This is a genomic window from Flagellimonas marinaquae, from assembly GCF_003992675.1.
GTDB lineage: Bacteria > Bacteroidota > Bacteroidia > Flavobacteriales > Flavobacteriaceae > Flagellimonas > Flagellimonas marinaquae.
The window spans coordinates 1-15,819 of record NZ_RZMZ01000016.1; the positions used below are offsets into that span (position 1 = coordinate 1).

The 15,819-nt window shown below is 39.1% G+C and carries 20 protein-coding genes; 17 read left to right on the forward strand and 3 right to left on the reverse strand.

Annotated elements, in window-relative coordinates; all coding sequences use genetic code 11:
* Positions 1-3: 3 nt before the first annotated feature.
* Complete coding sequence (locus EO130_RS13680; protein ID WP_127142101.1) at positions 4-1,311, reverse strand: hypothetical protein; 1,308 nt, start codon at positions 1,309-1,311, stop codon at positions 4-6.
* A gap of 15 nt (positions 1,312-1,326) precedes the next feature.
* Entirely contained in the window at positions 1,327-2,184 is an 858-nt protein-coding gene (locus tag EO130_RS13685; RefSeq protein ID WP_127142102.1) for an EamA family transporter, read from the reverse strand.
* 112 nt (positions 2,185-2,296) lie between these two features.
* Here EO130_RS13685 and EO130_RS13690 point away from each other — a divergent pair, with 112 nt between their 5' ends.
* The 17 genes from EO130_RS13690 (at position 2,297) to EO130_RS13770 (ending at position 14,195) form a co-directional block, all read left to right on the forward strand.
* Positions 2,297-3,058, forward strand: coding sequence for an LEM-3-like GIY-YIG domain-containing protein (locus tag EO130_RS13690; RefSeq protein WP_127142103.1), 762 nt, complete (start codon positions 2,297-2,299; stop codon positions 3,056-3,058).
* A gap of 170 nt (positions 3,059-3,228) precedes the next feature.
* Positions 3,229-3,591: a hypothetical protein gene (locus tag EO130_RS13695; RefSeq protein WP_127142104.1), complete on the forward strand. Its 363-nt coding sequence runs from the start codon at positions 3,229-3,231 to the stop codon at positions 3,589-3,591.
* Between the two features lie 22 nt (positions 3,592-3,613).
* On the forward strand, positions 3,614-3,886 hold the full coding sequence (locus EO130_RS13700; RefSeq protein ID WP_127142105.1) for a hypothetical protein: 273 nt from the start codon (positions 3,614-3,616) through the stop codon (positions 3,884-3,886).
* A gap of 214 nt (positions 3,887-4,100) precedes the next feature.
* Positions 4,101-4,376, forward strand: a complete 276-nt coding sequence (locus EO130_RS13705; protein ID WP_241244366.1) for a hypothetical protein — start codon at positions 4,101-4,103, stop codon at positions 4,374-4,376.
* Positions 4,377-4,429: 53 nt separating this feature from the next.
* A complete protein-coding gene (locus tag EO130_RS13710; protein ID WP_127142107.1) occupies positions 4,430-4,756 on the forward strand; it encodes a hypothetical protein in 327 nt (108 codons plus the stop codon).
* 29 nt (positions 4,757-4,785) lie between these two features.
* A complete protein-coding gene (locus EO130_RS13715; protein WP_127142108.1) occupies positions 4,786-5,142 on the forward strand; it encodes a hypothetical protein in 357 nt (118 codons plus the stop codon).
* 10 nt (positions 5,143-5,152) lie between these two features.
* Positions 5,153-5,773, forward strand: coding sequence for a hypothetical protein (locus tag EO130_RS13720; protein ID WP_127142109.1), 621 nt, complete (start codon positions 5,153-5,155; stop codon positions 5,771-5,773).
* A gap of 26 nt (positions 5,774-5,799) precedes the next feature.
* Positions 5,800-6,180: a hypothetical protein gene (locus EO130_RS13725; RefSeq protein WP_127142110.1), complete on the forward strand. Its 381-nt coding sequence runs from the start codon at positions 5,800-5,802 to the stop codon at positions 6,178-6,180.
* A gap of 2 nt (positions 6,181-6,182) precedes the next feature.
* Positions 6,183-6,422: a hypothetical protein gene (locus EO130_RS13730; protein ID WP_127142111.1), complete on the forward strand. Its 240-nt coding sequence runs from the start codon at positions 6,183-6,185 to the stop codon at positions 6,420-6,422.
* A gap of 183 nt (positions 6,423-6,605) precedes the next feature.
* Positions 6,606-7,373 (forward strand): DUF481 domain-containing protein, encoded by a 768-nt coding sequence (locus EO130_RS13735; RefSeq protein WP_127142112.1) that lies wholly within the window; start codon positions 6,606-6,608, stop codon positions 7,371-7,373.
* A 50-nt stretch (positions 7,374-7,423) separates the two neighbouring features.
* Positions 7,424-9,229, forward strand: a complete 1,806-nt coding sequence (locus EO130_RS13740; protein WP_127142113.1) for a KAP family P-loop NTPase fold protein — start codon at positions 7,424-7,426, stop codon at positions 9,227-9,229.
* A gap of 419 nt (positions 9,230-9,648) precedes the next feature.
* Positions 9,649-10,107: a hypothetical protein gene (locus EO130_RS13745; protein WP_127142114.1), complete on the forward strand. Its 459-nt coding sequence runs from the start codon at positions 9,649-9,651 to the stop codon at positions 10,105-10,107.
* Between the two features lie 263 nt (positions 10,108-10,370).
* The gene (locus tag EO130_RS15725) at positions 10,371-10,832 is read left to right on the forward strand and encodes an ion transporter (RefSeq protein ID WP_127142115.1); all 462 of its coding nucleotides are present in this window, start codon (positions 10,371-10,373) and stop codon (positions 10,830-10,832) included.
* Complete coding sequence (locus EO130_RS15655) at positions 10,829-11,107, forward strand: potassium channel family protein (protein ID WP_262707329.1); 279 nt, start codon at positions 10,829-10,831, stop codon at positions 11,105-11,107. The genes EO130_RS15725 and EO130_RS15655 overlap by 4 nt, the downstream gene beginning before the upstream one ends.
* Before the next feature lie 382 nt (positions 11,108-11,489).
* Positions 11,490-13,475: a DUF2779 domain-containing protein gene (locus EO130_RS13760; RefSeq protein WP_127142117.1), complete on the forward strand. Its 1,986-nt coding sequence runs from the start codon at positions 11,490-11,492 to the stop codon at positions 13,473-13,475.
* A gap of 5 nt (positions 13,476-13,480) precedes the next feature.
* A complete protein-coding gene (locus tag EO130_RS13765; RefSeq protein WP_127142118.1) occupies positions 13,481-13,660 on the forward strand; it encodes a hypothetical protein in 180 nt (59 codons plus the stop codon).
* A gap of 52 nt (positions 13,661-13,712) precedes the next feature.
* A complete protein-coding gene (locus EO130_RS13770) occupies positions 13,713-14,195 on the forward strand; it encodes an HAD family hydrolase (protein WP_127142119.1) in 483 nt (160 codons plus the stop codon).
* Between the two features lie 30 nt (positions 14,196-14,225).
* On the opposite strand, the gene EO130_RS13775 is transcribed toward EO130_RS13770, so the two are convergent.
* The gene (locus EO130_RS13775) at positions 14,226-15,509 is read right to left on the reverse strand and encodes an LPXTG cell wall anchor domain-containing protein (RefSeq protein WP_127142120.1); all 1,284 of its coding nucleotides are present in this window, start codon (positions 15,507-15,509) and stop codon (positions 14,226-14,228) included.
* Positions 15,510-15,819: the final 310 nt, after the last annotated feature.

Below are 15,819 nucleotides of genomic sequence, written 5' to 3' on the forward strand. Positions count from 1 at the left end.
GGGTTATTCCGTTATCAAAAAACGTTTTAAGTATGCATCGTCCAACAGGCTAAATTTTGAAAGCTCAGTGAGATTTCGGTAGTTGTTCAAGTGTCTGGTCTTTTCTTTTTGCGTTTCCGCCAAATGGTATCCTATGATGGCATAAAAAATAAGATAGTAGTCACAGTAGGACCCGTATTTGATCCTTTCCAGATTCAAATCCTTGAAAATGATTTGTGCCCTTTTGATTTCCCCGGAACAATAACTGACCATAATATCCATGAGGTTGAACAGAAAAATATCCAGATAACTGTGCAAATGGTGCTTGTCAAAAATGGGTTCGTAAAAGGTTTGCAGTATAAATGCCAAGCGTTCCAAGTCCCTGGCCAACATCAAGTGGTGTATGAATTCGTGTAGATATTGTCGAAGATCGGTCTTGTTATCCATTCGGTCCAGAAAACATTGCCAATGGAAGTTTTCATCGTTAGGGTTTCCTTCGATTTTAGCGTAAAGCAATCGATAACCGTAATACCTGCCGACCAGAACATCCGGCAGATGGTCCAGTTCCTTTTCCTCTCGGTGTACGGGAGGTGCCGTCCCTGTGTTCAGATATTGTTTCAGTCCATGGATCAGATCAAGGAAAAGCTGTTCCTCAAAATCGATATCTAATGATTGGGCGGTCTTTATTATTTTTCCATACCGGTGGTTGAGGTTGATGATATCGACATAGATATAAATGCAATAGTACCTAAACTCTTTACAGGAAACCAAGTTTTTGCGAATCCCTTCAAAAAAGGTCTCGGGGACTTGGTTAATGAACTGGAAGACCAAATAGGCCATTTTGGCCGTATATTCGGTCACGTCCACATTCGCTTTTAAGAAGGGGATATTAAGAGGCTCAAAAAGGTCCTTTGCATTGTCCCAGTTTTCGAGGTACACCGCATGTTCAAAAAGACTTGAAACATAATAGACCGAATTATATTGTTTGTATTGTTGGACCAAAAACGCAAAATCTCCCGGTTCCAACCGGGACTTATGTTTGAGGCGCTGCATCTCGGCATCGTTGAACCATTGGTGGTTTTTGTTTTTTGATCTGACATAATCGGAAAACGAGAGATATCCCAAAAAACGGGCTAGTTCGTCCAATGTATGGGCATTGGGCCGACGGGAAGAAATCAAGCCCCAAAATCTACGTAAAGTGCTTAGACTAAGGGATAGGTTCCCTTGGGCCAACAACAGGTCCGACAATGCCCTTGCATCGGTGGTGGTCAGGATTTTGAAGCCTACTTTTTTTTCAATATCGTTGCGAAGTCTGGAATGGTATCTTTCCATGTCAAAAAATTGTTCTTAGGTGGGCCATACATAAAAAAATAACAATCCTATGCTCATGATGACCAGTCCATGAAGGGCTTTGGCATTTGCCCTTTCCAATCCCCAGATATGGCCGAGGAGCACGGTGGTAATCGGTGTCAACAGGCCTATCATTGCGGAGTGGAAGGGATGTGTGGAGCGCAGTCCTTCCAATCCCAACAGAACGGCAATACTGATGGGCAATGCCAATATCCCATAATAATACCATGAAAGGGGCGGGGACTTGGGAGCGTTTTTAGGATGGAACGATACCAGTGCAAAAGCCATGGCCATAACCACGATTTCTTGGGAAAGCCCCAATACAATACCTGAAACATACGTCAAATAATGCCATTGTAGGAACAGGGTAATCCCTAAAAAAAGATGTGCGGCCAAAAAATAGAGATGCGGTCGTATCACCATAGATATCTTTGAGGTGTTCCTAAACTGAAACAAGGTGAAGTGCAGATAGCCAAGGACAACTAAAATGAAGGGGACCGCCCGCCCCAAGATATCCACTCGGCCCGATTGCTCGCCAATTGCCCCTACAACACAGGTGAAGAGCAAACTGTATATAGAGAATTGGAGGATGTTTCCATTTTTGAACCCTTGTACCAAAAAATAGAGCCCCATAAAGCCAGGGAGGCCGATCAAGAACAAAAGTGGGATATCGGATAAGCTCAAGGTGAATTTTATACTGATGGTTGCTGCTAGAAATAGAATCAACCCCATAAAAAGGGAAGTAAAGATGGCCCTTTTTCCAATGAGCGAGAGTGGGGACTGACCGGGCGCAAACTTGGCCCATAATACATTGTTGATGGCAAAGGACAGTACACTTAAGAAGAGATATGCCATAATTGTAAGAAAAGTGAACAGCAAATGAACACAATTTGAAATTAAAATGCAATAGTTTTAAAATCCCCAAACGAATTTAACCTATGATGAAGTACAACCTGGTTAATATGCTATGTTCGACGAAAAAACCAAATCGCAGCTCAAGTATTACGTTTACTTGCTGATACATCCCGAAACGGATGAACCCTTCTATGTCGGCAAAGGCAAGGATGACCGTATATTCGCGCATATCCATCAGGAAATCGACGAGGAGAACGAAAGCCTCAAATATGATGAGATACAACGTATCGGCCCCAAGAATGTAAAGCATGTCATCGTTAGGCATGGATTGAATGAAACCACTGCCTTTGCGATAGAGGCAAGCTTAATAGACACCTTTAGATTTATTCCCTCCTTTAACAAGTTTACCCGAGGCAATATACAGGGCGGCATTAATTCCATAGAAAAGGGGCTGATGACCTCGGACGAGATTATTGCTCTGTACAATGCAGCTCCTGTGACCCGGATCGGAGAGGACTGCATCATTATCAATATCAATAAAAACTACAATCGGGGTGATGGAGTGGATTCCATTTATTTGGCGACCAAGGAAATTTGGAAAATGGCAGACTGGCGGCCCAAAAATTACCGGTATGTTCTGAGCGAGCACCGTGGATTGATACGAGAGGTTTTCGAAGTCGAGGAATGGTATGAGAAAGAAAGAACGGACCGAAACGGAAAACCTTATATCGGTTTTGGTTTCAATGGGAGGGTTGCTTTTAAAGATATACGGGATAGGTACATCCATAAAAGCATTAAGCAGGCCAAACCGAGAGGCTACAGCTCACCGATAATCTATCCTGAAACCTATATGCGATGGGTAAGGAAAAATTAAAAAATACTGGAATACACTGTATTCCACTAAAAATTCAATGGTTGATATATTTTTTGTTTTAGATTGGACAACCTTAAAACTGCATAGATTCAGTAATCTCGAAGCTCCAATTTATTTATTCGGTCGGGATGCTTACTTGTAACAGAAAATTAATTATTTAAATCTAAAAAATGGGAATACTTAACACTTTTAAAGATCATTTCAACAAGGCGGAATTTACGATTGCCCCCAATAAAAAGCTGAAAACTATTTCAAATGACTTCAAAAAGGCTTTTGGACTGTCATTGGTGTTTTATAAAGGCAACCTGATAGCCGAAGACAATTTGACACTCGCAGGATTGAACAAAAAGACCTCTTCGGCAATCCAAGTTAAAAGTGATGCAGAGATTAAAATACGGGCCAGCATGAAAGTCAAGGATGTGGAGAAGGCGTTTCAAACCACATATGGTGTAAAGGTCCAGATTAAGGATAAAGAGGCGAAGAAGCTGGTTGACGATAATATTTCACTTGGAGATGCATCTAGGGGGGATTAGCACAAAAAACGACTGTGATATTATGGTTAAAAGAGCTGCTTTATATATCATCAATGAGCTTTTCAATTCATTGTTAGGTTTCATTGTGGGTGCAATTACCTCCAATCTGATGCTATCTTTTTTTGAGGTCAGGGGTTGGAGCAATTTATGGGGTCTATATGCATCAAAAGTGGTGCTGGATGATACTGTGTTCACCATACTGGAGTGGACTATATCCCTTTCCATAGGATATATGTTTATGAAATTGGTGAACATTATAACCATACGGACAAAAAAGCATTTTAGGTATCCCTGAACTAATCTACCAAAGTTGATTTCGTAAAGAGGCGGTATTAATCCATTATCCTCAACCTCATTTCGAATTTCTTTCTTGTGGCATTAGGTCAAGGTACTATCGAAAATAATAAGACGTAAGATTTGCAACATATCATGCAATCATTACAGTTGATATAGCAACTAAATTTTTAATTAAAAGTAAAATTATGGCAGATTTTAAAATTTCTGGGAGAATGAAAGTAAAGTCTTTAAAGGAAGACTTTAAAAATGCTTACGGATCTACACTTCGGGTCTATAACGGAAAAGCCTTTGCGGATGATGACGCCACTTTGGCATCTATTAGAAAAGGAGATTCCAAAGGAGGGGATTTCGAGGTAAGTGGTAATATGCACGTGAGTACCTTCGAAGAAAGGGTTTTTGAAAAATTTGGAATCAAAGTTCAAGTGGCTACCCCAGATGACTCCTCATTGGCAAAGAACGACATTAGTTTGTCCGCATCCGGTAAATAAATGCAGGTATATTGGGGATTTATGACCATAAGTCTCCAATATACTTTCTAAATATGGGCAAAGAAACTTACAAACGTGCCATTGAGCTAAAAAAGCGCGGAATTGAAAAGGAAAAAATAAAGATATCCCTGATAAGGGAACGTATTTCCAAATTGAGATTGAGCAAGAGTAGGGACGCTGACCGTTACCGCCTCCTCATAAAAAATGCGGCTTCGGCTTCGAATAGGCAAGCTATCCGTGCTCGAAAATCGAAGGAATGGGAGTCCTATGCTCGGAAAATCGAATCGTTGAAAACAAAAATGGAACACCATAGAGGACGTATTTCGAAATATCGAGAGGAAATGAAAAGAGCAAGGGAGTCCATGAGAAGGCTAAGGTAGTTTTCGAAAAATCTTAACAACACAAAAAAATGACACAAATTTCAAATTTATCAGCTAGGTCATTCTGGTTAAGCAGCTTGTTTTTTGGAGAATCATTTATGGATATTATCACCCCTTGGCGCATAAGAATTGATACAGAATCCCAAATCATCGAAGTATCTAAACGCAATAAATATTTAATCGGAGTGGATAGAGAAATCATTCCGTTTAAAAATATTAGAAACATCCATCTAGATGCCCATTTGATAGGTGCGGACCTTTACTTTAAGGTATATGGTGGCAATGTAATTGCCAAATGTTTGTTCAAAAGCCAGGCCAAGCGATTGTACAACTTTGGTATTGCTGAAATAGCTAATAAAGATGCTAGAAAAATAAAATTTATGTAAAACTTTTAAAATGACAGAAAAAATTAAGTCCATGATAGATATGGCGGCTTCCGACGGGGTTATTACCACTGAGGAGCTTCGATTGATCAAAAGAATGTGTACCAAGGAAGACAATGTGGATGAAATTGATTTTTACCTTTTGCAATTGGGATGCCTTGTGGAGGACAAATGTGATTTTGAAATTTCGAACGATGAGTTGGTACTCAGGATTCGTAATTGGATCTCAAGATTGGAGATAGGAACCTATGAGGGCATAGTCGAAGAATTTCCATTAAAGAAAAGCGATGCAAATCATAAAAAAATGTTGAGAAAGTCAACAGATTTATTCGGTAAGGCAGCGGAAATTGTAAAGGAAGAGGAGAAGAAACTGGGATGGGTTACCAGGATGGGAGCTAAGGCGGGTAAAAAGGCCTTGAAAACGTCAACTAAATTTATACCTGGAGGCGATGTGATCAATTCGGTCGGGAATCACTTGGTTGATGGAATTTCCCAAAAACCAAAATCCCTTGACAGATTACAAATCAAATTTGAACTGGACAGGTATATGGCCATAGCAAAGGTCAGGGTTGATTTGGGCACCCTAGAAAGCGAATTATATAGTGATCTTTTACGCTTATCTGAGAAAGTTTGATTATGCAAAAGGAAAACTATAGAATCATGAATTACATCATGAAACCAGTACGACTCTTTACAATGTTATATGTAGGACTGGTTATGTTGGTCGGGTGTGGAACCAAGGACGGTTCGAAGAACGAGGATGCTGAACTGGATGTAAGGTTACGGAGCATTATTTCTGAAATAGAGGTCCATATCCACATGGGCCAGATGGATTCGGCGGCCATCAAGATTCCCAAAATAGTACATCCCTCATCAGCACCGAGCCCTTTTCAAGTGAATAATGATTACACAACCGCCAAAGGATGGTCCGATGGTCTTAACCGAAGTTCAAATTATTATTCCTATGCTGAGTACTATCAAATAGAGAAGCGTAGGTTGATGGAATTGTTCAAGGATAAAATGGATAGTAGCAAAAAATAAATATGGAAGAAATCCTCACTCGTTTTTTGGATAATTACCAATATGCAGCCGTTGGTATTAGTGTTGTATGGGTAAGTAGTGTGATGGTTGTCAAGGATAAAAGATTCAAGGAGGGAACAAGACCTTCCAACGTAGGGATTATTAAGATTGTTTCTGTCATATTTAAATCATTGTTGATTTCAATTCCCATTGCTATTATCCTAACCATTTTTGGTGGACCGGGTTCCCTTGGACTTTCATAAAGTATGATGAACCGGGAGAATCATATTCCGATAACATGTAACCTGAAACATATGCCTTTTTTAAATAGAAGACTTTCAATAAAAACAGTATCAAAATGAGAAACCAAGAATTGAGCTATCAATGGTTTGTCCCGATGCCTGTCCATTATTTTCAAATTTCAAGATTTGCAAAATCGTAATTAAATGATAAGCATCACTTTCAGGAGACTTTGCGTTATTATTTTAATGGAATTTGGGTATATGGGATATACCCAGACCATTATCAATACTGAAAATATGATGTCAGCCCTGGATGACAAATTTTCATATCACATGAATATAAGGGGAGATATGAATTTTGGCAACATTGATCTGATTCAATTCAGTACGGCACAACAAATTTCCAAGTCACTTGACAAAAATCTATTAAGACTTATTTTCAATTACGATTATATTGAGCAGAATGGAATACAAATTTCTTCGGATTTCACAGGACAGTTAAGATACAATTATAGATTGGGTCAACATTCCATCTTTGCATTTGTTCAAGGACAAAATATCAAATCCCTTAGAATGAATCACCGTTATATAACAGGCGGAGGATATCGGCATAGGGTATTCCAAAAAGAAGATAATTATTGGGATTTGTCATTGGGTCTGTTTTTTGAGGACGAATTGTACGATGCGAATTTGAACACAGTGCAACAAGTGAACAACTGGAGGTATAGTGTAAGTACTTTTATAAAATATGGTTTTTCGGAAAAATTCTCAGGCAACCTTTCACTTTATTGGCAAATCAATACATCATATACCAGGGATTATCGGGTATTTCTGGAGCCAAGACTATATTATTCGATACAGAAATTCGACGTTTTTATTGACTGGACATTTAGGTTTCATTCCACTCCTTACATCGATGTGTTGAGACAGGACAGTACAGTCAACCTCGGAATTGAATTTGAGTTATTCTGAGTTATGAAAAAATCATGTCAGCAAATCTTGAAATTTAAAATAAATACTATATGAGTTCCATTACAGATAAACCTATCATTGGTCTTTCAGAAGATTTATTAAAGGTCCAAAAATACAGTGAAGCATTATCGAGTTTCATAGCGCAAAGTGACACACCCATCACTATTGGCTTGCAAGGTGAATGGGGTACGGGTAAAACGTCGCTCATGTCATTATTACTTGAAGATTTCAACAAAAAGGACATAGCAAGTTCCTGGGTCAATACTTGGGAGTACAGTATGTTCAAAGGTTCCCATGAGACAACGCCTGGTGTACTTCGGGGCATGCTTGAAAAACTCAAGGATTCCTGTACGGAAAGAGGTGTTTCGACTTTAAAGGATGATACCAAGGAAAAATTTGGTAAAGCTGCTAAATTCCTCGGGAACCTTGCCAATCAGGTGGTGGTAAATAAAACAGGTTTGGATTTTAAGGATGCTGCTGCCTCTGTTTCAGCAAAAGAGGAGAACATGGTGGAAATTGCAAAAATCAAGGCCTTGATAACGGAATTGATAGGTGAGCTCATCGAGGGAGACAACCCGATAAAGAAGGTTGTGTTTTTTGTGGATGATTTGGATAGAATTCCCCCAAGTGATGCCGTTGAAATTTTGGAAGCACTTAAAAATATTTTTGATATTCCCAATTGCGTTTTTGTTCTCGCTATTGACTATGATGTTGTTGTTAAGGGGCTGGAGAGCAAGTTTGGCAAGAAGACAGAAGAGAATGAAAGAGAGTTCCGTTCCTTTTTTGATAAGATCATTCAGGTGCCCTTTTCTATGCCAACGGGTACTTATGACATCGAAAATTTCTTGGTCGAAAAATTGAAATCCTTGGGCATCAATGTAAAGGATGAGGATAAGGAACTATATACAAAGGCTGTACGCTATAGCATAGGTTTCAACCCTAGAAGTTTAAAGAGGTATCTCAACTCCTTTAGTTTGATCAATCATCTCCGTGATTTGGATTCGGAAGAGTTGGATGGTCAATATGATGAATTCATGCTGTTTGCAATATTGGGCATACAGATTTCGTATCCTAAGATTTTCAGGCTTGTGACTCAGAAACCTAATTTCCTTGCCTGGGATAAGGGTTTTGCAAATAAATACGGCATTGAATGGGATGAACTTCAGAAAAATTTAGAAAAGTTTGGAGAATCCGAACTTATTGACGAGGAGTGGGAGCAAGTGGTTTGGGGTGCCTGTCAAAAAGACCCATATTTAAAAGCAAAAGCCTTTTCGTTATTGGAATTTCTAAACTTGTTAAGGGATAAATATCAAGGGTCTTTGGAGGATGAATTGGAACAAGCATTGACTTTTGCAGCTATCACAAATGTAGATGATGACCTCAATACAAAACAAACAGTGTTAAAAATAGGCAATAAGACTATCTTTAATGGAATAGAGAATAAGATACAACAACTCAGTGAAGAAGGATTTGATGATATAGCAATTGATAATTGGAATTCATTATGGAATGTACTTACCAATAAAGCACAAAACAATCCTAATCAAAGAGTGTCATTGGCAAAAAGCGGATGTGGCTTTTATGATGACTCAAAAGGGGGCAAAGGAAAAAATCAAATGTTTTACACATGGAACCCCTCTAAAAAGTATTCAGGAGTTAAGGTCTTCTTAAAGAAAAATTCTGGACTGGTAAAAAGCGTATACGAGGAGTTAAAGCGTAATTATCAAATCAATAATGAGGAATCCTTTTACATAAATAAGAACAAGGATTTGATTTTGGAACCAATCTTATATCAGGAGCTGGGTCAGGAGAAGTATAGGAAACTATTGTCAGACTTAGCAAACTATATTCATTGAACTTTTGATAATCAATTAAATCCATCTATAAAAATGCCCTAATTATTTCTAAAGTCTTCTCTTATAAAAAGATGCGATTTGTTTAACCTCTGAATGAGTGAAGCAATATATTTAATAGATAAACTTGTGATTTGAATCATGTTATTATAGGATATTCGGCAGTGTCGAAGCGGAAAAATTCCAAAGGTAAACTTGACATACGGCATGCGGTTAAATCAAAAAATGATAAAATCCGGCTATCCGATTGCGATATCGCTGTTTCAACCCAATGGGGTAAAGATAACATTGGAAACATCATTTCAATCGCAAAAAAAGAAGGGATGAAAATAGCCCAATAGAAAAAATCGTTTAACCGGATCTTTTGTTGCTAAACAAAAGTAATTTCTGTGACATGCGATAGGACCAAATTTACAATAAGAATGGAGACCAATGGAATAGCAACTTTATGGAAAAAATATAATTTTTTGCACGAACAACTTAAAGTTGAGCTCGGCAGGACCTCCAATTTAACGGGAGAGTATGCCGAGTATCTTATCAATGCTCACTTAAGAGGGGATTTGTTGAAACCCTCAACTCATAGTGCTGATATTATAGTGAATGATTTGTTTTACCAGGTTAAAAGCCGCAGAACTTCAAAAACATTGAATACTCAGTTGGGAATTATCAGATCCTGGGACTTTGATTTTTTGGCAGTGGTTTTATTTGATAATGTAGGTAAGGTATTAAAGGCGATGCTATATCCAAAAGAAACGGTGCTGGAGTATGCCAAAAAAAATAGACTACAAAATGGTTGGGTGTTGTCGATGACTAGACAAGTGTTGGACCATAAAAGCGGTACTGATATTACACAAAGTTTAAGAAAAATAAACCAAGATTAAATTCTCCTTTTTAAGAATAAAAACTCAATAGCACTTCGAAATTATTTTATCTAAACCACAATTATAAAATTTTAGTTTTCAATGTTTAAAGTGAAAAAACATAGTTTTTGTTTGTCCCTGCTCAGTTTAAAGAAATAAATTGAAATGAAATATGATATATTGGGATTGATGCAATCAACATAATTAAGTGATGGAGGCAATCGTTTCCGGAGAAGTTTTATAGATGAAAATCAATTATAAATTAAATATCACCATCCTACGATATGATAAAACAAATTAGAGAAATTGTGAAGGTTGATGGAAATCATAAGATTTCCCTCTTTTTGGATCGATTAATCACTGTTAGCATAGTTATTGCCATAGTTCATTTGACATTGGAAACCGAAAAGGATTTCTATAAGGCTCACCGGAGTTTTTTCCGTGTTGTTGAAATTCTTTTGACAATAATTTTTACCGTTGAGTATATAATGCGTTTAATTGCTTACAATCGTCAGACCGATAGGAGTTTTTTATCTCATATTCTCTCATCTTCAATGTTGATTGATTTAATGGCTCTAATCCCATTCTATCTTACTTTATTGCCGGTTGATTTACGTTATTTAAGGATATTTAGGCTATTTCGAATAGCCCGTATTTTTAAGCTCGCGCGATATAACAGGGCCATCAACATTGTACGAATAGTTATGAAAGATAGAAAAGAATTGCTTACTGTAAGTTTTTTTTGATTTTCTTTATACTTTATATAGTCAGTGCGTTAATGTATTATGTTGAAAACCAGGCGCAACCGGAATCATTTTCGAGCATTATTAAAACAATGTGGTGGGGTGTGGCAACACTTACGACAGTAGGATATGGAGATATTTATCCCATTACAGGATTAGGAAAAATATTGGGTGGAATTATTGCTGTTTTAGGTATTGGTCTCTTTGCAATCCCTACGGGTATCATTGCTTCCGGATTCTTGGAATACTTCGAAAAAAATAACGTTGGCAAGAGGTAATCCTTCGGAGATATGGGAGCGACGGACGAGAGTGAACCACTTTTAATTTAATACGACTGTACGGTGCCACAGACCTTTTTTGTAAAAAAAGAACTATTACGAACAAGTAGATAAACAAGCGAAAAATAAAATAGATATTCATGCCCTATACCTAGGGTGTGATGAAACAACGGATTGGAATCTTTAGTTTAGACTGGTCATAAAGGTGATAGACATCGACTTTTAACTTTGATTATTATTAAATATATCAGATAGATTTTGTTTCAAATGGATATAGGAGTAAATAAATAAAACTCAATAACTACTGATTCTGATTTTTGTTAAGATCATTTCGATTAATAAATGAACTGCTCATTATTGTTTTCCCGATACATTAATTTTTATGCGCTACCTCACCAAATCCCGTTACAAATTAGGGCTGGAATGCCCCAACAAACTCTATTACACCAAAAAGGAGGCATATGCCAACCAAAAGGACGACAATCCCTTTTTGGAGGCCCTTGCATCTGGTGGGTTTCAAGTGGAGGAGCTGGCCCGATTGCACTACCCTGATGGGGTTTTAATTAACGATACGCCTGGTGATAGGTATGATTATGATGCCAAGGTAGCGGAAACCAATACATATCTGGAACAGGACAACGTGGTCATTTTTGAAGCGGCCTTCAAGTACAACAACTTATTTATCCGTGTTGATATCCTGGAGAAAAAAGGCGACCAAATCAATTTGATAGAGGTCAAGGCCAAATCTTTCAAAAAAGGACATGACAAGAAGGATGTAAAATTCAATTCCAACTGGAATTTTTACCTCTTTGACGTTGCCTTCCAGAAATACGTGATCGAAAAAGCAAGGCCATCTTATAAAGTGAGCCCGTATTTAATGTTGGCAGACCAAGATAAAACGGCACAGGTGGATCGGCTCAACCAAATGTTCCGTATCAAAAAAAACAAAGAAAACCGTACGGGCATTGAAACCATAACCGAACAGGTTGCAACCCTGAAATTGCCAGAGCAATCCGTGCTGTCACTGGTGCCCGTTTCTGATCTTGTAGCTGGAATAGAGTCTGGAAAGCATAGGATTTTAAAGGACTTTGCCTTTGAGGATTCAATAGCGGTGTTAGCCAAAGCTTACAGTGAGGACCGCTACATTGGTCATGACCTCAACTTTGGTGAATGTAAAAAATGTGAGTTCAGAACGGATGAGAGCACAAAGGACAAAAAATCGGGTTTTAAGGAATGTTTCGGTAAACAAATGAACTGGAATGAAGCCGATTTTGAAGATGCCACGGTTTTTGAGATTACCAAATTGCACCATACCAAACTCAAGATGTTCAATGAACTGGGTATTTTAAAATTGCAGGATATCGATGACTCGCGATTGATGCCCAAAAGTGACTCCAAGCAAGTACTTAACGGATGGACCCTTTACGAACGTCAAGTCCTTCAAAAGGAAATGGCCTTACAGGACACGGCTTTGCCCTATAAACTATTGAGAAATGAACTAAAAGCGGAAATGGAATCTTGGAAGTTCCCGCTCAATTTCATTGATTTTGAGGCGTCAACTGTTGCCCTGCCATTCCATAAGGGACAGTCGCCCTATGAAAAAGTGGTGTTTCAGTTTTCGCACCATATCTATCATGAGAATGGCTTTGTTGAACACGCAAACCAATATATCAATGTGGAACCCGGTGTCTTTCCCAATTTTGAATTTGTAAGGGCCCTGAAAAGCGCATTGAGCCATAATGATGGTACTGTGTTCCAATACTCCCCTTACGAGAATTCCACATTGAACCAGGTCAAGGCACAATTGGAAGGATCCAGTGAACCGGATAGGGAACAGCTCATCAACTTCATCAAATCTTTGACAAGTCCTCCCAAGGATAGGAATTATATGGGTGAGCTTTGGAAACCAACCCGCGGTATGGTGGATTTATGTGAAGTCATCAAGGCCTATTATTATAATGCATACACCAAGGGCAGTAACTCCATAAAAGATGTGCTGCCCGCTATTTTTAGGACATCGCCACGCATCAGGGAGAAATACGCCCGTAAAATTGCAGATATCAATATGACGACCAGTAACTTTCCCATAGATCATATCTGGTTAGATATTGAAGAGGGAGCGGTAGTGGATCCTTATAAGAAACTGGACAAGCCTTTTGAGGATTGGGATGAGAATTTTGAGCGTAAGAGCGATATAGAGGAGGTCAACAACGGTGGAGCGGCCCTCACTGCTTATGGCTTGACCCAATACACCGATATGGGTGAGATGGAACGCGGAAAACTAAAGTCAGCTTTGTTGAAATATTGCGAATTGGATACGTTGGCCATGGTGATGATCTTTGAACACCTAAAAGAACTGACAGAATAGCGAATATGATATCATTCATTGCAATATATCTTTCGATAGGATTTTTTATAACCTTTTTGGCCAACGTTCTTTTTTATGTATCCAACAGGGAGCTTTCCAAACCTTTTGAGGTTTTGGTTATTTTATTGATATGGCCTACGGTGATCGTCGGTTTTCTCAATGCCTATTTTGATGTAGGGGAGTAGTGCCACAACTTGTATCCAAATTATCCAATTTATTAATGATTTGATGTAGCGTATGAACAATTTATGTTTGCTGGATCTGGACCATACTTTGATCTATGGTTCTTATGCACCTTCAGAACAAGTGGAACTGCTGTTTGCGTATAGTGAGTACCTAAAAGTCTATAAACGTCCCTACGTCGACAAGTTTATCGACTTCTTGAATGAAACTTACGAGGCCATTATTGTTTATACCACTGCCAAGGAGGATTATGCGGACCGAATCTGTTCTGAACTGCATATTGATGTTAAGGCACTACTGTCACGAAACGATTGCTTGAGTGAAAATGATAGGTTTTATAAGCGTTTTAGACCAAACTGGGCCAAAGAATATAGAACAATCCATATCATCGATGACAGCCCAAATGTTTGGTTGGATACGGAAAACTATGATGACCAAATAGCGTTCATCGTCCCAAAGGAGTTTAGGGGGGAGCTAGGGGATGAAGAGTTGTTGGCCATAGAGGATGTAATCAGAAATAAAAGGGTCCAGATATAATGATAATTTCTGGAGCCTTCGGTTACAATATCAGAGGTCTATCCCTATTTGTTTGATGCGTTTGTCATTTTGGCTTTTGCCTTCCCTGAGCAGTTTGTTCCCGCCATTGAATTCCATGGCCTTTTGATTAATGTTTTTCAGGGACTCCCTGAGCTTTTTGACCCTGGACTCATAGGAAAGGGAGCCATCGTAATCCTCCAATAGTTCTGGATAGGTGATGGGCTGGGGGTGTTTTTCCACAATGCTTTGGAGCACTTTAAGATCTTCACTGGGCAATGTGTCCTCCAAGTGGCCGAGTATGTCTTTAAAGACAATCGTTCTGTTCCTCTTTCTTCTGGCGTAAAAATAGATGCCCAGGCCTATGGACAACAACCCGATAAGTGAATAGGCCCATGGGAAGGTGTCGTTCATCTGCAAGGGGATTTCCGTATATGCGCCGCCAACAAGGTCGGTTTCCGCGATGACCTTTGGCCTTACGTTGAAACCATATGAGGCAAGCACCAGAAAGCTGCCCTTCGCTTGGTTGTATAGGATGCTTTGTGCATTCTCAAGGATGGGCAATATCGGTCCATGATCGTACTGTAGGATCCGTTGCTCATCGAAACGGAATTCCAGTAGTGTGTTATTAGTGTGCACCAAGGGCTTATCATATTCCATGACCTTTCGGTAAAGTGGGATGAAGACTTCCTCGGGGAGCTTCCCGATGTTTTTCCAGGTGCGGTCTTTAAAGTCAAAGACATAGATGTTGCTGTTCTGCTGATAAAAGACCTCACCTTTGTAGCGTTGTGCCCGTCCCAAAGTGAAGGTATAGTTGTCATCGTCATCATCGTATGTGCCAACAGGGTCAGCAACATGCGGAATCTCTTCTGGGTTCATGGCATAGTATTCGAACCATTCCCTCTTTCGTTCGTCATAATAGATAAAGTTGTTCTTTTCGGCGAACAGCCCCGTACCTGCAAAGGACATGATCTGGTCCTTTCGCACAAACAAATGGGAATAGTATCTGCTCCGCCATGGAAAGGAGCGGTCGATGCGCTCCACGGTATCGTTGACGAACCTATGGACGGTACCACCGCCACGGCCTACGAGATAGGTGGTGTCACCCTTGTTCAGTGCAACCAGTTCATGGGGATTGATTCGAAAACGATGTTTCCTGGAATTCCAGTAGGTGCCATCTGAGCTGGTGTACAGGGAATCTTTCCCGAGAATATGATAGTCGCCATTGGAGACAAAGGCCACATAGGAATCTTTCGGCAGTTCGGGCTCTGCGATAAGTAGGTTGATGGCGGACAGCAATCCAAGAATAAGGCTCATGGAAATTCAAAAAATAATCGTTCAAATGTAAGAATACTCGATAAAAAAATACTGGATTACACTGTATTCCACTAATTTTTCTAGAGGAAAGGGAACATTCCTTTAATTTTAAATGTGAATCTATATCCTAAATTCATCCGAGTGCATAAAACTTTTCGATTGGCCCTGTTTTCCTTATTTCCCTTTTCACTCTTTATATTTTTTATAATGGAAAGTGAGTTGAGATCTGAAGTTTGTCCAGAAGGAGATTGTGGGGACGGCTACATTCGGGTTATGGATTCGATAGCAGTGAACTTTAAATGTTAAAAAA